At 68.1% G+C, this 18,255-nt stretch carries 17 protein-coding genes; 9 read left to right on the top strand and 8 right to left on the bottom strand.

Annotated elements, in window-relative coordinates; all coding sequences use genetic code 11:
* Positions 1-15 precede the first annotated feature (15 nt).
* Entirely contained in the window at positions 16-561 is a 546-nt protein-coding gene (locus ACEN8G_RS02665; protein ID WP_413416420.1) for a pseudouridine synthase, read from the top strand.
* Here ACEN8G_RS02665 and ACEN8G_RS02660 read toward each other — a convergent pair.
* Entirely contained in the window at positions 558-1,214 is a 657-nt protein-coding gene (locus tag ACEN8G_RS02660; RefSeq protein ID WP_413416419.1) for a trimeric intracellular cation channel family protein, read from the bottom strand. The two genes, ACEN8G_RS02665 and ACEN8G_RS02660, sit on opposite strands and share 4 nt — an antisense overlap.
* Positions 1,215-1,517: 303 nt before the next feature.
* On the opposite strand from ACEN8G_RS02660, the gene ACEN8G_RS02655 reads away from it, so the two are divergent.
* Positions 1,518-3,041, top strand: a complete 1,524-nt coding sequence (locus ACEN8G_RS02655) for a tryptophan halogenase family protein (protein ID WP_413416418.1) — start codon at positions 1,518-1,520, stop codon at positions 3,039-3,041.
* A 256-nt stretch (positions 3,042-3,297) separates the two neighbouring features.
* Here the strand turns inward: ACEN8G_RS02655 and ACEN8G_RS02650 are convergent, their stop codons facing one another.
* A complete protein-coding gene (locus ACEN8G_RS02650) occupies positions 3,298-4,506 on the bottom strand; it encodes an alginate export family protein (protein ID WP_413416417.1) in 1,209 nt (402 codons plus the stop codon).
* Between the two features lie 65 nt (positions 4,507-4,571).
* Positions 4,572-5,951 (bottom strand): cation:proton antiporter, encoded by a 1,380-nt coding sequence (locus ACEN8G_RS02645; RefSeq protein WP_413416416.1) that lies wholly within the window; start codon positions 5,949-5,951, stop codon positions 4,572-4,574.
* A gap of 205 nt (positions 5,952-6,156) precedes the next feature.
* On the opposite strand from ACEN8G_RS02645, the gene ACEN8G_RS02640 reads away from it, so the two are divergent.
* The 3 genes from ACEN8G_RS02640 to ACEN8G_RS02630 all read left to right on the top strand — a co-directional run bounded on the left by ACEN8G_RS02640 (position 6,157) and on the right by ACEN8G_RS02630 (position 7,490).
* The gene (locus ACEN8G_RS02640; RefSeq protein WP_413416415.1) at positions 6,157-6,381 is read left to right on the top strand and encodes a type II toxin-antitoxin system Phd/YefM family antitoxin; all 225 of its coding nucleotides are present in this window, start codon (positions 6,157-6,159) and stop codon (positions 6,379-6,381) included.
* Complete coding sequence (locus ACEN8G_RS02635; RefSeq protein WP_413416414.1) at positions 6,381-6,878, top strand: PIN domain-containing protein; 498 nt, start codon at positions 6,381-6,383, stop codon at positions 6,876-6,878. The genes ACEN8G_RS02640 and ACEN8G_RS02635 overlap by 1 nt, the downstream gene beginning before the upstream one ends.
* A 78-nt stretch (positions 6,879-6,956) precedes the next feature.
* A complete protein-coding gene (locus ACEN8G_RS02630) occupies positions 6,957-7,490 on the top strand; it encodes a GAF domain-containing protein (protein ID WP_413416413.1) in 534 nt (177 codons plus the stop codon).
* A gap of 210 nt (positions 7,491-7,700) precedes the next feature.
* Here the strand turns inward: ACEN8G_RS02630 and ACEN8G_RS02625 are convergent, their stop codons facing one another.
* Together ACEN8G_RS02625 and ACEN8G_RS02620 are read right to left on the bottom strand one after the other, a co-directional pair.
* Positions 7,701-8,090: a response regulator transcription factor gene (locus ACEN8G_RS02625; RefSeq protein ID WP_307117820.1), complete on the bottom strand. Its 390-nt coding sequence runs from the start codon at positions 8,088-8,090 to the stop codon at positions 7,701-7,703.
* 3 nt (positions 8,091-8,093) lie between these two features.
* Positions 8,094-8,465 carry a response regulator gene (locus tag ACEN8G_RS02620; RefSeq protein ID WP_307117819.1) on the bottom strand — a complete coding sequence of 124 codons (372 nt, stop codon included), beginning with the start codon at positions 8,463-8,465 and terminating at the stop codon, positions 8,094-8,096.
* A gap of 169 nt (positions 8,466-8,634) precedes the next feature.
* Here ACEN8G_RS02620 and ACEN8G_RS02615 point away from each other — a divergent pair, with 169 nt between their 5' ends.
* A complete protein-coding gene (locus tag ACEN8G_RS02615) occupies positions 8,635-11,175 on the top strand; it encodes an ATP-binding protein (protein ID WP_413419207.1) in 2,541 nt (846 codons plus the stop codon).
* A 128-nt stretch (positions 11,176-11,303) separates the two neighbouring features.
* On the opposite strand, the gene ACEN8G_RS02610 is transcribed toward ACEN8G_RS02615, so the two are convergent.
* From ACEN8G_RS02610 to ACEN8G_RS02600, 3 genes are all read right to left on the bottom strand, one after another.
* On the bottom strand, positions 11,304-12,458 hold the full coding sequence (locus ACEN8G_RS02610; RefSeq protein WP_413419416.1) for an acyl-CoA dehydrogenase family protein: 1,155 nt from the start codon (positions 12,456-12,458) through the stop codon (positions 11,304-11,306).
* Between the two features lie 136 nt (positions 12,459-12,594).
* Positions 12,595-13,482, bottom strand: coding sequence for a crotonase/enoyl-CoA hydratase family protein (locus ACEN8G_RS02605; protein ID WP_413419093.1), 888 nt, complete (start codon positions 13,480-13,482; stop codon positions 12,595-12,597).
* Positions 13,482-14,900, bottom strand: a complete 1,419-nt coding sequence (locus ACEN8G_RS02600) for an aldehyde dehydrogenase family protein (protein ID WP_413419095.1) — start codon at positions 14,898-14,900, stop codon at positions 13,482-13,484. Before ACEN8G_RS02600 ends, ACEN8G_RS02605 begins: the two co-directional genes overlap by 1 nt.
* A gap of 145 nt (positions 14,901-15,045) precedes the next feature.
* Here ACEN8G_RS02600 and ACEN8G_RS02595 point away from each other — a divergent pair, with 145 nt between their 5' ends.
* The 3 genes from ACEN8G_RS02595 to ACEN8G_RS02585 all read left to right on the top strand — a co-directional run bounded on the left by ACEN8G_RS02595 (position 15,046) and on the right by ACEN8G_RS02585 (position 18,149).
* Entirely contained in the window at positions 15,046-16,221 is a 1,176-nt protein-coding gene (locus ACEN8G_RS02595) for an acetyl-CoA C-acetyltransferase (RefSeq protein ID WP_413419097.1), read from the top strand.
* 18 nt (positions 16,222-16,239) lie between these two features.
* Positions 16,240-17,022 (top strand): SDR family NAD(P)-dependent oxidoreductase, encoded by a 783-nt coding sequence (locus ACEN8G_RS02590; RefSeq protein ID WP_413419099.1) that lies wholly within the window; start codon positions 16,240-16,242, stop codon positions 17,020-17,022.
* A 110-nt stretch (positions 17,023-17,132) separates the two neighbouring features.
* Positions 17,133-18,149: a CaiB/BaiF CoA transferase family protein gene (locus tag ACEN8G_RS02585; protein ID WP_413416398.1), complete on the top strand. Its 1,017-nt coding sequence runs from the start codon at positions 17,133-17,135 to the stop codon at positions 18,147-18,149.
* The last annotated feature ends 106 nt before the right edge of the window (positions 18,150-18,255 follow it).

Here is an 18,255-nt window from a genome sequence, read left to right as displayed (position 1 = left end):
CGCAACAGGCGCGGCATGACCCTTGTCCGGCTCAACAAGCCCTTCAATGTGCTCAGCCAGTTCACCGACCGCGGTACGGAAACGGCGCGGGCTACCCTGTCCGGCCTGATCGACCTGCCCGGCGTCTATCCGGCCGGCCGGCTCGATCGGGACAGCGAGGGACTGCTGCTGCTCACCGATGACGGCAGGCTGCAGGCGCGGATCGCCGACCCGAAGTTCAAGCTGCCCAAGACCTATCTCGTCCAGGTCGAGGGCGAGCCCGGCGACGCGGCGCTGCACCAGCTGTGCGCCGGGGTGGTGTTGAAGGACGGCCCGACACTGCCGGCGCTGGCCGAGCGGATCGAGGCACCCGAGTTGTGGCCGCGCGATCCGCCGATCCGCTACCGGGCGAACATCCCCGATTGCTGGATCCGGCTGACCATCCGCGAGGGGCGCAACCGCCAGGTGCGCCGGATGACCGCGGCGGTGGGCCACCCGACCCTGCGGCTGGTGCGGTGGAGCATCGGGGACTGGACGCTCGACGGCCTGCCGAGCGGCGAATGGCAGCTGGTGCGAGGCTAGTGCAGATGCGGCAGCCGCCATGCGCCGAGGAGCGCCGCGGCACGTAGCGCGAAGATTGCCACGCCGCCGGCCGCGCCCGCCACGTCCTGACGGACCTGGAAGCGGCGGACCAGCAGGACGATAAGCGTCGCGCCGGCGATCGCGGCGGTGGCGTAGAAATCCTCGTGCAGCACCTTGGGCACCCGGGCCAGCAGCACGTCCCGCAGCATGCCGCCGCCACAGCCATTGACCGTGGCGATGATCACGACGGAGGCGCTGTTGAGCCGATAGTCGAGGCACTTGCGCGCACCGGCGATCGCAGCGAGCGCCAGGCCACCGCCCTCGAAGATGTCGATCGCCAGCGGCGGGGTGTAGCTGCCGACATCGCCGGTCGCGAGCGAGGCCAGCAGCACGACCAGCGTCGCCGCCAGCGCCAGCGCGGCATAGCGCCAGTCACGGAACGGCGCGGGCGGATGCTCGCCGAGCAGCAGGTCGCGGAGCACCGCGCCGCCGACCGAGCCGACAAAGGACAGCACCAGGATGCCGAACAGGTCGAAATCGGCCTGGACTGCGGTCAGCGCGCATTCGAGGGCGAGCACGAAGGTCGCGGCGAGATCGACGATCTCCAGCACCCGATCGCGGATACGGCTGGCGGCGGTGTCGTCGAGCTTCATGGAGGAGTCTCCGCTGGCGCGCCTTGGAGGCTAGTTGAGTGGAGGGCCGGGCTCAACTTCAACCGTCATTCGGTTCATACGCCACACTCGTCATCCCGCGCGCCACAACCGTCATCCCGCCCCACTTCCGTCATCCCGGCGAAAGCCGGGATCTCGTGCGGCTCCTTCCCCGCGCCTTCGCCTGAGATCCCGACTTTCGTCGGGATGACGGATAAGGCTGCAATCACGGATTAGTGGGATGACGGATTGGTGGCAGGATCACGGGTGGAGTTGCCCCCGCCCCCACGCTAAGCTTCCCCGCGCATGGGCAAGAGGCGTATCCTTATCGTCGGCGGGGGCACCGCCGGATGGCTGACCGCGGCCTATCTCGCGCGGTACCTCGACATCGCCGACCAGGCGCAGATCGAGATCAGCCTGCTCGAATCGCCCGAGCTCGGCATCATCGGCGTGGGCGAAGGCACCTTCCCCACCATCCGCTCGACGCTCAAGTTCCTCGGCATCGACGAGACGCAGTTCATCCGCGCCACCTCGGCGACGTTCAAGCAGGGCATCCGCTTCAACGACTGGCTGCACGCGCCGCAGCCCGATGGCACACGCCACCATTATCTCCACCCGTTCGAGGCGCCCTTCTACACCGAGGGCGCCAGCCTGGTGCCCTATTGGCTGCTCCAGGATGCCGAGACACGGCCGCCCTTTGCCGAGGCCGTGACCATCCAGAACCGCGTCGCCGAAAGCCGGCGGGCGCCCAAGAAGCAGGGCGAGGGCGAGTTCTCCGGGCCGCTCAACTATGCCTATCATTTCGACGCCGCCAAGCTCGCCCGCATCCTGAAGGCGCGCGCGGTGGAACTGGGCGTGCGCCATCTGGCCGGGCTGCTCACCCACGTCGCGCTGGACGCAGACGGCGCGATCGCCCGGGTCGAGACGCGCGAGCTGGGCGCGCTGGAGGCCGACCTCTATATCGACTGTTCGGGGTTCCGCGCCGAGCTGATCGGCAAGGCACTGGGCGCGCCGTTCAAGTCGGTGCGCGACGTGCTGTTCGCCGACCGGGCGCTGGCCGCCAAGATCCCCTATGGCGATCCCGACGCGCCGATCGAGAGCTTCACCATCGCGGCGGCGCACGAAGCAGGCTGGACCTGGGACATCGGGCTGGAGGGCGCGCGGGGCATCGGCACGGTCTATTCCTCCGCCCATATGACCGACGACGCGGCGGCGCAGGTGCTGCGCAGCTATATCGGCCATGACGATTTCTCCGCGCGGCTGCTGCCCTTCGAGCCCGGCTATCGCGAGACGCAATGGGTGAAGAACTGCGTGGCGGTGGGCCTGTCGGGCGGGTTCGTCGAGCCGCTGGAATCGACCGGCGTGCTGCTGATCGAGGCCGCTGTCGGCATGATCGCCGAGCTGTTCCCGCATGGTGGCCCGGTCGATGCCCCGGCGAAGCGCTTCAACCAGCTGATCGTCGGGCGCTACGAGCGGATCATCGACTTCCTCAAGCTGCATTACTGCCTGAGCCGGCGCGAGGAGCCGTTCTGGCGCGACAATGCCGATCCGGCCTCAATCCCCGACACGCTGCAGGAGCTGCTGCGGCAATGGCGCCACCGGCCGCCGGGCCGCTTCGACTTCCTGCTCGACCTCGAGAGCTTCGCCTTCTTCAATTACCAGTACATCCTCTACGGGATGGACTTCCGCACCGACCTGTCGGGCGGGCGCGGGGACTTCCCCAATGTCGCGGCGGCGGAGAAGCTGTTCGCGCGGATCCGGGGGTTTTCCGAGCGGGCGACCGAGGACTTGCCGACGCACCGCGCGCTGATCCGGGCGATCAACGGCTGATCTCAGGTGCGCGGCACCAGGAAGAATTGGTTCACGCGAAGACGCGAAGATTTTTGTTCGCGCAGAGGCGCAGAGAACGCAGAGATGCCTGTCGACACGTAGCGCGTGAATCACCGATAGGTTCAGCCTTGGCGCGCCGTTTCCGGGAGAGGCCGCTGCCGCGGCAAAGGTAACTCTGCGCTCTCTGCGCCTCTGCGCGAACCAATTCTCTTTTTCTTCGCGCCTCCGCGCCTTCGCGTGAATCGATCTTTCTGCCCTAGAGCGTCCAATCCAGCTGGAGCCAGAACTTGTCGGTGTCGGTCGCGAAGCGGTCCGCCTTGTAGTGGGCGTAGCGAGCCGACAGCGCGTAGTGGCCGCGCTTCACGCCGGCGATCAGGTCGAGCTCGTCGCCATAATGCTGGTCGAGCCGGTCGCTGCGGAAGCGATGCCAGGTCGCGCCGATATTGACCGCGTCGAGCGGGCCGACCTTCTTCCAGACATAGCCCGCCGTGCCGTAGAGATCGTGCAGGCCATTGGGCGGCGTGGTGGCGAACTTGCTTGCCCAGCCGTTGAACTTGAACAGCGAGGCAAGCGGCGTCTGGACGCTGGTGAGCGCCACGCCCTTGTCGGCGCCGAGCACTTCATAGCCGGCGGTGAGGCTGAGCGCTTTCGCGGTCAGGGTCAGCTCGCCGAGCCAGTAATCAGCGGCATAGCGATTGGGGTTGCGGTGCCAGTCGCTCTGGCGGGCCCAGCTGGCGGCATAGCCCAGCGCCACATCCTTTGCGAGCGCCTGCTTGCCGGCGAAGCGCACGCCGTAGGTCTGGCTCGACAGGCGGAAGCCCTGCAGCGCCGCCTCGTCCTGGTCGACCAGATAGGCGAAGGTGCTGAGCGTGCCTGCCCTGGTGCCATAGCCGAGGACCGCGAAGAGATTGTCGCCGCCGATCGCCTGGGGCCGCACGGGCGTGCCCTTGCGGCCGTTCACGGTGAGCGCGTTCCAGCTATAGGCGATGTCGGCATTCAGCCCGAGCGGCTTGCCATACTGGACGCGCACCGCATCGAAGGTCTGCTCGCTCTGGCGCCACGGCGCATTGCCGACGAAGCGGTCGTCGGCGAAATTGAGCCGCTGGCGGCCGGCGGTGAGCGCCAGCCCGTCCTTGCCGGCATAGCGGAGCTGGGCGCGGTTGAGCTCGATATTCTCGGCATCGCCGACCAGCGGATAGCGGGTCTTGCCGTTGAACCCGTCATTATAGCCGGTGGCGAGCGCGACCACGGCATCGGCCTCGACCAGCGCCGACCAGCCCTGCCAGCTCGCGGCCAGGCCGGGGCGGACGCGCAAGGTCAGCGCATCGGCGTCCTCGGGCAGCCCGTCCTGGTCGACATGCTCGTAGCGCAGCCGCACCTCGGCGGTGGGCGTGAGCTTCACGTCCTGCGCATGCGCCGTGCCGGCGGCGAGCAGCCCCGTGGCGCAGAGGAGCGCGTGTTTCATCCTGTGTCTCCGACAAAGAAAACCCGTCCCGCGCGGGTGGGCGCGGGACGGGGGAGGAGGACCTCTTAGGCGGCTGCGAGCTGCGGCTCGGGCTCGGCTTCGCCGCGGGCACCCAACTCGCCGGTCTCGCGGGCCTTGCGGCCATAGACCAGCTCGAACAGCGGGGTGGCCATCACGGTGGTGACGATCGCCATCAGCACCAGCATCGAGAACAAAGTCGGGCCGATGATGCCCTTTTGCAGGCCGATATTGATGATGATCAGCTCCATCAGCCCGCGCGAGTTCATCAGCGCGCCGATGCCGAGCGCGGTGCGGTTGTCCTCGCCGGCAAGGCGGGCAGCGCCCCAGCAGGCGCCGAACTTGGCGAGGATCGACACCGCCAGCACGCCCAGCGCGATCAGCAGCAGCTCGACCGAGTTGACCATGTCCATCCGGGTGTTGAGACCCGAATAGGTGAAGAACATCGGCAGCAGCAGGACGACCGCGATCGGCTCGACCTTGCGCTGGAGCTCGCGGACGAACAGGCCGCGCGGCATGCAGACGCCCATCAGGAAGCCGCCGAAGATCGCATGGATGCCGATCGCGTCCATGAAGAAGGCCGAGGCGCAGAACAGCATCATCGTGACCGCGAGCATGCCCGTGGTCATCTCGCCCTTTTCCTCGACGATACGGCCGAGCGGGGCGAGCAGCTTGCGGCCCCAGAGCAGCATGAAGGTGGTGTAGATCACCGCGCCGCCGATCGCGAGCACGGCCACGCCCGGGCCGGCGCCGAAGGTCGCCAGCACCAGCGCCAGCACGCACCAGGAGGCGGCATCGTCGAACGCGCCGGCGGTAAGAGAGAGCGTGCCGAGCGACGAGTTGGCGAGGCCGTTCTCGTTGATGATCCGGGCGAGCATCGGGAAGGCGGTGAGCGCGATGCAGGCGCCCATGAACAGCGTGGCATTCGACTGGCTGATGCCCGGCGTGAACAGGCCCGGCACGGTCAGCAGGAACGGCGTGATCAGCGCGGCGAGCAGGAAGGGTGCGGCAATGCCGGCGGCCGAGACGCCCGCGGCGCTCTTCGCCTTGGACTGGAAATGGTCGAGCCGCAGCGTGAGGCCGACCATGAACATGTAGAGGCCGACGCCGAGCTGCGCGCCGGTATAGAGCACGTTGCGCGTCTCCTTGGGGAAGATCGCGAGCTGCAGGTCGGGGAAGAACAAGCCGAACAGCGACGGGCCGAGGACGACGCCGGCGATCATCTCGCCGACCACCTGGGGCTGCTTGAGGAGCTTCTGGCCGAGCCAGCCGACCACCCGGCAGGCGAGGATGATGATCGCCAGCTGCAGGAAGAAATGGATGCTGTAGTCACCGGGCGCATAGCTCTTCGCGGCGTTCACCGCGGGGCCGTGCGGACTGAGCACATCGGTCAACGCATGCCAGGCACTGTTCAGTAGATCGAGCATTAAACCTCCCCCGAAATTCCGTCTGCGCGGCGCTTTGGCACCTGTCGCAGGCCCTCAGGGAGCGTTGGGCTGCGGGTTCGTGCAACTGTAATTTGTCGGGGCAGATGCATTTTTCCGGCTGCGGCGCGCTTTGTGTTGCAACCAGCGCACACAGTAGTAACGTACCTACATGACAACGCGGACAATCTAGGTACGTAGGTACGAAATGAAGGTCATCACCAGCCGCGAATTCAACCAGGACGTCAGCGCCGCCAAGCGACTCGCGCGGGGCGAACCGGTGTTCGTCACCGACCGCGGCCGGCCGACGCATGTGCTGATGAGCATCGACCAGTTCCGGCAGTTGAGCGGCCAGCGCGAGAGCATCGTCGACCTGCTCGCCATCGCCCCCGGCACGCCCGATGCCGAGCTGGCGCCGCCGGGGCGCTGGTGATGTTCCTGCTAGACACGCCGATCGTCTTCGAGCTGCGCAGGGCGCGGGCCGGCACCGCCGAGGCGGGGCTGACCGCCTGGGCATCGGGGGTAGCGCGCGAGCGGCTGTTCCTCTCGGCGATCAGCCTGGTCGAGCTGGAGACCAGCGCGGCGGAGACGGCACGGCGCGACAAGGCGGCGGGCGCTGCGATGCGGAGCTGGATCGACGCGCAGCTGCTGCCGGCTTTCGAGGGCCATGTGCTGCCGCTCGACGCGGCGGTGGCGCGGCGGCGCGGCCAGCTTGCCCTTGCCGAGACGCGCGACGCGCTGCTTGCCGCCACCGCGCTCGAGCATGGGCTCACTCTGGTCACCCGCAACACCGGCGCCTTCAAGGGCGCAAAGGTGAAGTTGTTCGACCCGCGCGGCTACACGCCCGATGCCGCGGAGGACGAAGGCGACTGGCGCGATGCGGCCAGGACCGGACCACTTTGGCTCAAAAATCTGTTCGTCCGGGCCTGATCCTGCATCCAATGCACGCGCAGGCGCGTATTTCCTGCTTCACCAAGAGTTAGAACAATCTGTGGCAAAGGAGCTGCCATGGGGCCCAAGCTTAAACCGATCTTCCATGCACTCGCACCGCTTTTGCGCGGCGAGAAGCAGCGCCAGGCCGCAGTGGACAAGCACCGCGACGCGATCGGCAAGCACTCGCCGGCGCTCCAGGTGATCGTCGACGAGGTGGCCGAGCTGTTCGGCGCCGAATCGGGCGTGGTCACGATGATCGACCGCCAGACCCAGCATATCCTTGCCTGCCATGGCCCCGAGCTGACCTCGGGCCCGCGCGATATTTCCTTTTGCGGCCACACCATCGCCAATCCCAAGGAAATCATGTGCGTGTTCGATGCGGCGAACGATCCGCGCTTCGCCGGCAACCCGCTGGTGCTCGGCACGCCGAACATCCGCTTCTATGTCGGCATGCCGATGATCTCGCCCGAGGGCGAGGCGCTGGGCGCGCTGTGCGCGATCGATTCGCATCCGCGGATGAAGCTGCTGCCCGAGCAGAGCAAGCGCCTGCGCGAGCTGGCCCTGCAGGCGGCCGAAGTGCTCGCGGCGGAGAGCCGGCAGGGGGATTAGGTCGTCTGGCAATCAGGATTGAAAGATTGTCACAGCCCCTATTCTACCGTCACCCCGGCCTTGTGCCGGGGTCCACGGTGCCGCACGCGCTGAACCGGAGCCTCAAGTCTGGCCCTCGCCGCCCGGTAGACCCCGGCACAAGGCCGGGGTGACGAGGTTTTTTTGCTCAGGAATGGTCCTTGAACTCGAGCGTCGATACCAACCAGGTTATCAGCCGCTACGTGCCGCGAAACTGTTGTTGCGCAGCACGTCGGCGACGCGGCGGACCAGTTCCTCGGGCTCGAACGGCTTGGGCAGATAGTCGTTCGCCCCCGCCCCCATCGCCTCGTCGATCGCCTGCTCGCTGCCCTTGGCCGAGAGCATCAGGATCGGGGTGAGGTAGAGCGCCGGCAGCCGGCGCAGCGCCTTGAGGATGTCGACGCCCTGCATGCCCGGCAGCGACTGGTCGAGGATCACCAGATCGGGCTTCTTGAACGCGATCGTGTCGAACGCCAGCGTGCCGTGGTTGATCACCCCGACGATGTGGCCCGCCGCGCTCAGCACCTGCTGGACCACGGCGCCGACCAGCTCGTCATCCTCGACATAGATGATCCGTGCCATGGCTCAGGCCGCCTTTGCCAGCATCTCCTCGACCCGGAAGACGAGCTCGTCCGGATCGAAGGGCTTTTTGAGATATTCGTTGGCGCCGGCGAAGCGCGCCAGCTCCTCGTCGCGCTCGCTGCGGCGGCCGGTGAGCATCATCACGGGCAGATCGGCGAAGTCCGGCATCTTGCGCAGCTCCTGGACCAGCAGAACGCCCGACAGCTCGGGCATGTTGCAATCGAGGATCACCAGATCGGGCCGGCGCGCCTTGATCACGCGCAGCGCCTCCGCGCCGTCCTTGACCAGACCGGCACCATGCCCCGCCGCGATCAGCGCGTCGCGGGCGATCTCGCCGACGATCTCGTCGTCATCCGCAATGATGATACGCGCCATTATTCCTCACATATCCGCACGGTTCGCCGTCATCCCAATCTAAATTATAACGCTCGGAACGGATATGGTTGCGCCCCTGTGCCGAAATTTGTGACGACTATGTCTTTCCGGCGTTTTGCAGGAAACCGCAGAACACGGCGTTAAGGCTTTTTTCCTAGGGATCGCATCGATGGCCGAGATACTGACGCGCCGCTCCCAATGGATTCTGGCCGCTGCGCTGGCGCTGCTCGCCTTCACGGCCGGTTCCGGCGTGTGGCTGTTCGCGCAGAAGCAGAATGCCGACAATTGGGTGCGTCACACCTTCCAGGTCTCCGACCGCCTCTCGCGCGTGCGGATTCTGACGCTGCGCGCCGAAGTCTATCGCCGCGGCTATCTGCTCACCGGCGATCCCGATGCGCGCAAGAATATCGAGGCGCTCAAGCGCGCGCTGCCGGACGAGTTGGCCGGTCTCGAGGACATGACCGACGACAATCCGCGCCAGCGCGAGCGCGTCGCCTATTTCGCCGCGCTGATCCGGCAGCGGCTGGTCGAGACCGAGCAGACGCTGGCGCTGCGCGGCGCCAATCGCGCAGCGGAGGCGACGTCGATCCTCGCAAGCGAGGCGAACCGCCAGGAAACTGCCCGGATGCTCGCGCAGATCAACCAGATCCGCGACGAGGAGCAGCGGCTGCTCCAGGAGCGCCTCGACCGGGCGCGGGGGTTCGAAGCGCCGATCCAGCTCGCCGGCATCGTCAGCGGGCTGCTCGTCCTGCTGCTCGCCTGGCTGATCTCGCGCGAGCGCCGCGAGCGGGTGACGATCCTGCGCGATGCCAATCGCCGGCTGCACGACGACATCACCCGGCGCCAGGTGGTCGAGGCCGAGCTGGCGCTGCTCGCGATGAACGCGACGGACGCGGTGCTGCGCTTCGACCTGGACGGCTGCTGCATCTATGCCTCGCCTTCCACCGAGCCGGTGCTGGGAGTCGAGCCAGCGCATATCCTCGGCAAGCAGATCGGCTTCGGCGTGTCGGCCGAGCACCGGGCCGAGATGTACGAATTCCAGCACCTGCTCACCACCGGCGAGCTGGAGCGCGGCGTGATCACCTATCGCACCCATATGCTCGACCCGACCGCGCCGGCGCAGTGGATCGAGGCGCATTGCGGGCTGGTCCGCGATCCCGCCACGGGGGCGCCGGCCGAGATCATCGCCTCCTTGCGCGACGTCACGCGCCGCAAGGAGCTGGAGCATGAGCTCGATGCCGCGCGCGGGCGGGCCGAGGCGGCGGTGCAGGCCAAGTCGAGCTTCCTGGCGAACATGAGCCACGAGATCCGCACCCCGATGAACGGCGTGCTGGGCTTTGCCGACCTGCTGCTCGCCAGCGACCTGCCGCCCGAGCAGCACCGCCATGCCCAGTTGATCGTCGATTCGAGCCGGGCGATGATGCGGCTGCTCAACGACATCCTCGACCTGTCCAAGATCGAGGCCGGGCAGATGCAGGTGAGTGCTGAGCGCGTCGACCTGCGCCATGCGCTCAGAGGTTGCCTGAAGCTGATCGAGCCCGCCGCCGCGCAGAAGGGGCTGGCGCTGGAGTTCCATATCGACCCCGCCCTGCCCCGCTTCGTGATGGTCGACGGGCTGCGGCTGCGCCAGATCGCGCTCAACCTGCTCGGCAACGCCGTGAAGTTCACCAGCCAGGGCCGGGTGACGCTGTGCGCGGACCGGGTGACGCGGGACGACGGCAGCGCAGGCATCGACATCGCGATCGCGGATACCGGCATCGGCATCCCGCCCGACCGGCACGCCGCGATCTTCGAGCAGTTCGTCCAGGCCGAGCAATCGACCGCGCGCCGCTATGGCGGGACGGGTCTGGGCCTGGCGATCAGCAGCCGGCTGGCCGGGCTGATGGGCGGCGAACTGGGGCTGAAGAGCGAGCCGGGCCAGGGCAGCATTTTCACCCTGTGCCTGCCGCTGGTCGTCGCCGAGGGCGAGGAGAGCGACGGGGCGGTCGCGCGCGGACCCGAGCGCGCCGTGCACGCGCTCAACGTGCTCGTCGCCGAGGATCACGACGTCAACCAGTTGCTGATGCAGGAGATGCTGGGCCGGCTGGGACATGACGTGACGATCGTCACCGACGGCGCCGCCGCGCTCGAGGCAGTGACGACGGCGGACGGCGGGGAGCGGCCTTTCGACCTGGTGCTGATGGACATGCAGATGCCGGTGCTCGACGGGATCGGCGCGGCGCGGGCGATCCGCGGTGCGGGGATCGCGGCGGCGCAGCTGCCGATCCTGGCCCTCACCGCCAATGCCTATGCCGACGACATCGCCGCCTGTCTCGAGGCCGGGATGCAAGCGCATCTCGCCAAGCCGATCCAGCTGGCCGATCTTGCGACCGCGATCGCGCGCTGGGCGCCAGCGGTTGCGGAGGCGCCGGCCGCGCCGGTTGCCGCGGTGGAGCCGGCGATGACGATCTCGCCGGCGCTGTGGGAGAAGTTCGCGGCGCGCAAGGCCGAGCTGCTCACGGCGACCGAGGCATTCCTTGCGGGCAAGCAGGGCGATACGGAGGCCGAGACGCTTGGCGGGCTGCTCCACAAGTTCGCGGGGTCTGCCGGGCTGTTCGGCCAGGCGGCACTGGGCAGCAAGGCGTCCGCACTGGAGGATGCGCTGGAGACGGCGCCGGCTGCAGAGCGTGGCGGGCTGGTCGGGGCGTTCCTCGCGGAGCTTCGGGATTAGGCTTTCCCCGGCGAAGGCCGGGGCCCAGACTAAGCAGTGCGCGGCGAAGACGCGCCAAGGCGCGTGACTTTCAAGTCTGGGCCCCGGCCTTCGCCGGGGTAAGAAGAGGAGTTCCTTCTACTTCTGGCCTACCCCGCCATCCCCGCCAGCGTCTCGCGCTTGATGCGCTTGGCGAGGCTCCATTTGTGGACCTCGGTCGGCCCGTCATAGATGCGGAAGGCGCGGATCTCGCGGAAGACCTGCTCGACGATCGTGTCGCCCGAGACGCCGGTGCCGCCCATCACCTGGACGCAGCGATCCGCCACGCCGAACAGCAGGTCGGACACCGCGACCTTGGCCATCGAGCTTTCGGCGATGCCCGGCGCGCCGCCGTCGAGCACCCCGGCGCACCAGTCGATCATCAGCCAGGCCTGTTGCAGCGCAATCCGGTTGTCGGCGAGCATGAAGCCGACGCCCTCATGATCGATCAGCGGCTTGCCGAAGGCGTGGCGCTTGACGGCATAGGCGCAGGCGATCTCGTGCGCGCGGGTGGCGGCGCCGAGCCAGCGCATGCAATGGGTGAGCCGTGCCGGGGCGAGGCGGACCTGGGCATAGTCGAAGCCCTTGTGGGGCAAGCCGAGGATCTGGTCGGCGGGGACGCGGAGCCCATCGATCGCCACGATCGAATGGCCGCCGGGCATCGAGCTGTCGATCGTGTCGAGCACCCGCTCGATGCGGATTGCGGGATCGGGCAGGTCGACGAGGAACAGAGTGGCACCCTCTTCGGTCCTGGCCATGACGATGCCGACCCTGGCACCCTGCGCGCCGGTGATGAATGCCTTGCGGCCGTCGATCACCCAGTGATTGCCGTCCTGCCGGGCGGTGGTCTGCATCATCGAGGGATCGGAACCCGCGCCGCCGTCGCTCGCGGGCTCGGTCATGAAGAAGGCCGAGCGGGCAGTCCCGGCGATGAGCGGATCGAGGAAGCGCTGTTTCTGCTCGAGGGTCGCAACCCGGCCGAGAAGATACATGTTGCCTTCGTCGGGCGCGGCGACGTTGAGCGCCACCGGGCCGAGCGGCGAGAGGCCGGCGGCGCGCAGGACGTGGGCGGTCTCGCGGTGGGTGAGATGGGTGCCGTCCGCAATGTGCGGGGTGAGCAGCCCGGCTGCGCGGGCCTTGGCGCGAAGTTCGGTGACAAGGTCCTCGGACGGGCCGTGCGGGGTGCAGCGCGGGTCGCGCTCATAGGGGGCGATGGTTTCGCGAACGAAGCTCTCGACCCGGGTGGCGATTTCGGAGGGGTTCATGGGCGACCTCTTACCTGGAAAAGCCCCTCCTCTTCAGGGAGGGGTTGGGGTGGGGGCTGTCCGCGCAGACTTCGGTCTCGGTGAGGCACCTGCCCCACCCCCAACCCCTCCCCTGAAGGGGAGGGGCTTATGGAAATCAGAAATACCCCGGCTCTTCCCACCAAGGGAAGAAATCCGGCATCCCGCTCGACACGCGGTCCGGGAACACCGCCGCGCGCTTCTCGAGGAACGCCATCACCCCCTCCCGCGCATCGCCGCTGCGGCCGCGCGCCAGCACGCCGCGGCTGTCGACCCGGTGTGCTTCCATCGGATGCGCCATCCCGAGCCCGCGCCACAGCATCTGGCGGGTGAGCGCGACCGAAACCGGGGCGGCATTGTCGACGATCTCCTGGGCGAGCGCGCGGGCGGCGGGGAGCAGGTCGTCGGGCGCGTGTAGCGAGCGGACCAGGCGACCGGCATGGGCTTCCTCGGCACCGAGCAGCCGACCGCTCATGCACCATTCGAGTGCGCGATCGATCCCGGCGATGCGCGGCAGGAACCACATCGACGCGCCCTCGGGAACGATGCCCCGCCTTGCGAAGACGAAGCCGAAACGCGCGGTGTCGCTGGCGAGGCGGATGTCCATCGGCAGCAGCATCGTCGCGCCGATGCCGACCGCCGGGCCGTTGACCGCCGCAATCACCGGCTTGAGGCTCTCGAAGATGCGCAGCGTCAGGCGGCCGCCATAGTCGCGGGCATGCGGGCTGGAATAGTCGATCGAACCATCCGCGCGGATCGGCGAGCCCGGGCCGCCGGCAGCATCGAACACCTTGGCACCCATTTCGAGATCGGCACCGGCGCAAAAGGCCCGCCCCTCCCCCGTCACGATCACTGCGCCGACTTCATCGTCCGCATCGGCGCGATCGAACGCATGGATCATCTCCTCCATCATCCGGATCGAATAGGCGTTGAGCTTGTCGGGCCGGTTGAGGGTGAGCGTGGCGATGCCGTCGACGACTTCGTAGCGGATCTGCGCGTACTCCATCACTTGCGCACCGAGATCGTCTGGGCGTTGGTATATTCGAGCAGGCCCTCGGTGCCGTTCTCGACACTGATGCCCGATTGCTTGTGGCCGCCGAACGGCGCCCAGGGGGTGACGTGCTGCGCCTCGTTGATCCAGACGGTGCCGGTGTCGAGCCGCTCGGCGATGGCGAACGCGGCGTCGGTGTCGGCCGACCAGACCGAGCCGGCCAGGCCATAGTCGCTGTTGTTGGCGCGGGCGATGACGTCCTCGACATCGTCGAAGCGGATCAGCGGGAGGACGGGGCCGAACGCCTCCTCGGCAACGACGCGGCTGCTCTCCGGCGGGTTGTCGACCAGGGTGACGGGGATGAAATAGCCCTTCCCTTCGGGCACCTCGCCGCCGGCGAGGAAGGCCAGCCCCTCCGCCTTCGCACCCTCGACCAGCGCCTTGACCCGCTCATACTGCGCGCGGTTCTGAACCGGGCCGAGATCGGTGCCCTGTTCCAGCCCGTTGCCGGTCTTCACCCGGTTGGCGATCGCGGTCAGCTCGGCGGCGAGCGCGTCATAGGCAGCGTCATGGATATAGAGCCGCTTGGTCGCGATGCAGACCTGGCCGTTGTTTCCGAAGGCCGACCAGAACAGCGGCTCGGCGACCTTGGCGACATCGACATCGCCGAGCACGATCGCCGCGTCGTTGCCGCCCAGCTCGAGCGTGACGCGCTTCAGATTGGCGGCGGCGCTGGCCATCACCCGCTTGCCGGTGGCGGTGGAACCGGTGAAGCTGATCTTGTCGATGCCGGAATGCGCGGTCATCCACGGGCCGAGCTGGTCGCCGCCGCTGACCACGTTGAACACGCCGGCCGGCAGGTGCGGGCGCATCAGCTCGCCGAGCTTGAGCATGGTCAGCGGGGTGAAGGGCGACGGCTTGATCACCAGCGTGTTGCCGGTGAGCAGCGCGCCGGCGATCTTCCACACGCCGAGCAGCATCGGGAAGTTCCACGGCACGATGCCGCCGACCACGCCGATCGGCACCCGGCGCGTCTCCGATCGGCGATCGGGCGTGTCCTCGTTCACCAGCACCGGGATTTCCTGTTTGGCGACGCTCGCGGCCCAGAAGGCGGCGCCCAGCAGTTCCTCGGTCGCCTTGGCGACGGGGCGGCCCTGTTCCAGGGTGAACAACCGGGCGAATGCGTCGAGATTGGTGGAAATCACTTCGGCGATCTTCGCCACCGCGACGCGGCGCTGGTCGATCGGAGTTGCGCGCCAGCCAGGAAAGGCGGCTCGGGCGGCGGCGACCGCCGCGTCGAGCTCGGTCGCCGTGCAATCCGGGGCTTCCGCTACGGCTTCCTCGGTTGCCGGATTGAGCACCGGGATCGTCGCGCTGCCGGGCACCGGCTGGCCGCCGATCGTCATGGTGAAATCGCGGTCGAACGCGGTCATTTCCCTCTCCTCCAGACTCTGTTTGGCGCGAGCATAGAGTTACCCCGCAAAGACGGCCACTATTTACTTAGTCAGGTGATTAACGCCGTTGATCGCGTTAGCCGGGGCTGGTACCGCTGATTCGAAAACACACAGGAGCAGGATGATGGCAGCACCTACCGCCTATATTGTCGAAGCCGCGCGCACGGCGGGAGGGCGGCGCGGCGGCAGGCTGGCCGGATGGCACCCGGCCGACATGGCGGGCGAGGTCCTCAACGCCGTCGCCGATCGCAGCGGCATCGATCCGGCGGCGATCGAGGACGTGATCATGGGCTGCGTGAGCCAGGGCGGCGAGCAGGGCTTCCAGGTCGGCCGCAATGCGGTGCTCGCCTCGCGCCTGCCGGAGAGCGTGCCGTCGGTTACGATCGACCGCCAATGCGGCAGCTCGCAACAGGCGATCCAGTTCGCTGCGCAGGCGGTGCTTTCGGGCACGCAGGACGTGGTGATAGCGGCGGGCGTGGAGAGCATGACCCGCGTGCCGATGGGATCGACCGGCGCCTTGTTCGCCCAGGCTGGGCTCGGCGGCCCCAAGTCGCCCAGGCAGGAAGCGCGCTATCCGGGCGTGCAGTTCAGCCAGTTCATGGGCGCCGAGATGATGGCCCGGAAGCACGGCTTCACCCGCGAGCAGCTTGACGCCTATGCACTGGAGAGCCATCGCCGCGCGGCGGCGGCGACCGAGCGCGGCGATTTCGATGCCGAGATCGTGCCGCTGGAAGTCGAGACGCCCGAGGGGCCGGCGCTCCACACCCGCGACGAGGGCATCCGCGCCGATGCGACGCTGGAGAACATCGGATCGGTCAAGCTGCTCGCCGAGGGCGGAATGATCAGCGCGGCCAATGCCAGCCAGATCTGCGACGGCGCCAGCGCGGTGCTGATCGTGTCCGAAGCCGCGCTCAAGGCCCACGGTCTGACACCGCTGGCGCGCATCCACAACCTGACCGTGACCGGCGGCGATCCTGTGATCATGCTCGAAGAGCCGCTGTTCGCGACCGACCGGGCACTCAAGCGCGCGGGCATGTCGATCGACGAGATCGACCTGTACGAAGTCAACGAGGCGTTCGCGCCGGTGCCGCTGGCCTGGCTCAAGCATGTCGGCGGCGATCCGGCAAAGCTCAACATCAATGGCGGCGCGATCGCGCTGGGGCATCCGCTCGGTGCCTCGGGCACCAAGCTGATGGCGACGCTCGTGCACGCGCTCCACAAGCGGGGCCTGCGCTACGGGCTGCAGACGATGTGCGAGGGCGGCGGCCTGGCCAATGTCACGATCGTCGAGCGGCTTTGAGATCATAGGAGGGGATGGATGAAGCTCGATAACAACGTGGCCGCGGTGGTGACCGGCGGCGCTTCGGGGCTCGGCGCCGCGACCGCGCGGGCGCTGGCGGCCAAGGGCGTGAAGGTCGCGATCTTCGACCTGCAGAAGGAAAAGGGCGAGGCCGTCGCCGCCGAGATCGGCGGGGTGTTCTGCGAAGTGAACGTCACGTCCGACGAAAGCGTCGATGCCGGCTTCGCCAAGGCGCGGGCGGCGCATGGCCAGGAGCGCGTGCTGGTCAATTGCGCAGGCACCGGCAATGCAGTGAAGACCGCGAGCCGGGCGAAGGAAGACGGATCGATCCGCCACTTCCCGCTCGAAGCGTTCAACTGGGTGATCCAGATCAACCTGGTCGGCACCTTCCGCTGTATCGCCAAGTCGGCGGCGGGGATGCTGACGCTCGATCCGATGGAGGACGGCGAGCGCGGGGCGATCGTCAACACCGCCAGCGTCGCGGCCGAGGACGGGCAGATCGGCCAGGCGGCCTATTCGGCGTCGAAGGGCGGCGTGGTCGGCATGACCCTGCCGATCGCGCGCGACCTGATGGGCGAAGGCATCCGCGTGAACACGATCCTGCCGGGCATCTTCGACACGCCGCTGCTCGCCGCCGCGCCGCAGCCGGTGAAGGACGCGCTGGCGGCCTCGGTCCCCTTCCCCAAGCGGCTGGGGCGGCCGGAGGAATATGCGAGCCTGGCGCTGTGCATGATCGAGACGGGCTATTTCAACGGCGAGGATGTGCGGCTCGACGGCGGCATCCGGATGGCGCCGCGGTAAAGCTCCCCTTCCGCTTGCGGGAGGGGCTGGGGGAGGGCCTGTCTCGTCGGTGGGGATTAACAGCCCCTCCCCTAGCCCCTCCCGCAAGCGGAAGGGGAACGAGGAGCGTCGTGATGCAGCCGCTAACCGGCATCCGGATCGTCGAGATGGGCGGGATCGGCCCCGCGCCGTTCTGCGGGATGATGCTCGCCGATCATGGGGCGGAGGTGCTGTACGTCCACCGCCCCGGCCAGCCGCCCAATCCGCGCGACCCGTTGCTGCGCGGGCGGACGCCGGTCGAGGTCGACCTCAAGTCACCCGAGGGGATCGCCCGGGTCCGCGAGCTTGCGGCGGGGGCGGACGGGTTGATCGAGGGGTTCCGGCCGGGGGTGATGGAGCGGCTGGGCCTGGGTCCGTCCGAATTCCACGCCGCCAACCCCCGGCTTGTCTATGGCCGGATGACCGGCTGGGGGCAGACCGGACCGCTCGCCCAGGCGGCCGGGCACGACATCAATTACATCGCACTGGCCGGCGCGCTCCACGCCTTTGGCCGGGCGGGCGAGAAGCCGACGCCGCCGGTGAACGCGGTGGGAGATTTCGGCGGCGGGGGCATGCTGCTCGCCTTTGCGATGAGCGCGGGGCTGCTTCAGGCGAAGACCCGCGGCCAGGGTAGCGTGATCGACTGCGCGATGACCGAGGGCGCTGCGCTGCTGATGAGCATGGTATGGGGATTCCGCCAAACGCTCGGTTGGCGCGACGAGCGGGGCGTGAACATCCTCGATACCGGGGCGCATTTCTACGACAGCTACGAAACCGCCGACAGCAAGCATGTCGCGATCGGGGCGATCGAGCCGCAATTCTATGCCCAGCTGCGCGCGGTGACCGGGCTGGACGCGGATCCCGACTTCGACGCGCAGATGAATCCGGCGGCCTGGCCGGCGCTCAAGGCGAAGCTCGCGGCGGTATTCCGGACGAAGACGCGCGAGGAATGGTGCGCGCTGATGGAAGGGACCGACATCTGCTTCGCGCCAGTGCTGTCGATGGCCGAGGCGCCGGCCCATCCGCACAACCGCGCGAGGGGTGCTTTTATCGAGCGGGAGGGCGTGGTGCAGCCTGCGCCAGCGCCACGGTTCTCGGCGCCCGTCTGATCCCTCCTGTCGTCATCCCCGCGAAGGCGGGGATCCAGGGCTACTCTGCCCGGACAGTCCTGCTTGGCTCTGGATCCCCGCCTGCGCGGGGATGACGGAAGAGAGA

Origin of the sequence: Sphingomonas sp. Sphisp66 (genome assembly GCF_047324325.1) — a bacterium.
Taxonomy (GTDB): Bacteria; Pseudomonadota; Alphaproteobacteria; order Sphingomonadales; family Sphingomonadaceae; genus Sphingomonas.
The sequence above is the reverse complement of the archived record's forward strand: the minus strand, read 5'-3'. Positions and strand labels throughout refer to the sequence as shown.

Bases quoted from the DNA above. Each gene is read 5' to 3' on its own strand.
- ACEN8G_RS02610 (WP_413419416.1), bottom strand. From the start codon at position 12,458: ATGAACCCCTCCGAAATCGCCACCCGGGTCGAGAGCTTCGTTCGCGAA.
- ACEN8G_RS02660 (WP_413416419.1), bottom strand. From the start codon at position 1,214: ATGAAGCTCGACGACACCGCCGCCAGCCGTATCCGCGATCGGGTGCTG.
- ACEN8G_RS02620 (WP_307117819.1), bottom strand. From the start codon at position 8,465: ATGGCGCGTATCATCATTGCGGATGACGACGAGATCGTCGGCGAGATC.
- ACEN8G_RS02625 (WP_307117820.1), bottom strand. From the start codon at position 8,090: ATGGCACGGATCATCTATGTCGAGGATGACGAGCTGGTCGGCGCCGTG.
- ACEN8G_RS02595 (WP_413419097.1), top strand. From the start codon at position 15,046: ATGGCAGCACCTACCGCCTATATTGTCGAAGCCGCGCGCACGGCGGGA.
- ACEN8G_RS02590 (WP_413419099.1), top strand. From the start codon at position 16,240: ATGAAGCTCGATAACAACGTGGCCGCGGTGGTGACCGGCGGCGCTTCG.
- ACEN8G_RS02650 (WP_413416417.1), bottom strand. From the start codon at position 4,506: ATGAAACACGCGCTCCTCTGCGCCACGGGGCTGCTCGCCGCCGGCACG.
- ACEN8G_RS02630 (WP_413416413.1), top strand. From the start codon at position 6,957: ATGGGGCCCAAGCTTAAACCGATCTTCCATGCACTCGCACCGCTTTTG.
- ACEN8G_RS02665 (WP_413416420.1), top strand. From the start codon at position 16: ATGACCCTTGTCCGGCTCAACAAGCCCTTCAATGTGCTCAGCCAGTTC.
- ACEN8G_RS02615 (WP_413419207.1), top strand. From the start codon at position 8,635: ATGGCCGAGATACTGACGCGCCGCTCCCAATGGATTCTGGCCGCTGCG.
- ACEN8G_RS02600 (WP_413419095.1), bottom strand. From the start codon at position 14,900: ATGACCGCGTTCGACCGCGATTTCACCATGACGATCGGCGGCCAGCCG.
- ACEN8G_RS02655 (WP_413416418.1), top strand. From the start codon at position 1,518: ATGGGCAAGAGGCGTATCCTTATCGTCGGCGGGGGCACCGCCGGATGG.
- ACEN8G_RS02645 (WP_413416416.1), bottom strand. From the start codon at position 5,951: ATGCTCGATCTACTGAACAGTGCCTGGCATGCGTTGACCGATGTGCTC.
- ACEN8G_RS02605 (WP_413419093.1), bottom strand. From the start codon at position 13,482: ATGGAGTACGCGCAGATCCGCTACGAAGTCGTCGACGGCATCGCCACG.
- ACEN8G_RS02635 (WP_413416414.1), top strand. From the start codon at position 6,381: ATGTTCCTGCTAGACACGCCGATCGTCTTCGAGCTGCGCAGGGCGCGG.
- ACEN8G_RS02640 (WP_413416415.1), top strand. From the start codon at position 6,157: ATGAAGGTCATCACCAGCCGCGAATTCAACCAGGACGTCAGCGCCGCC.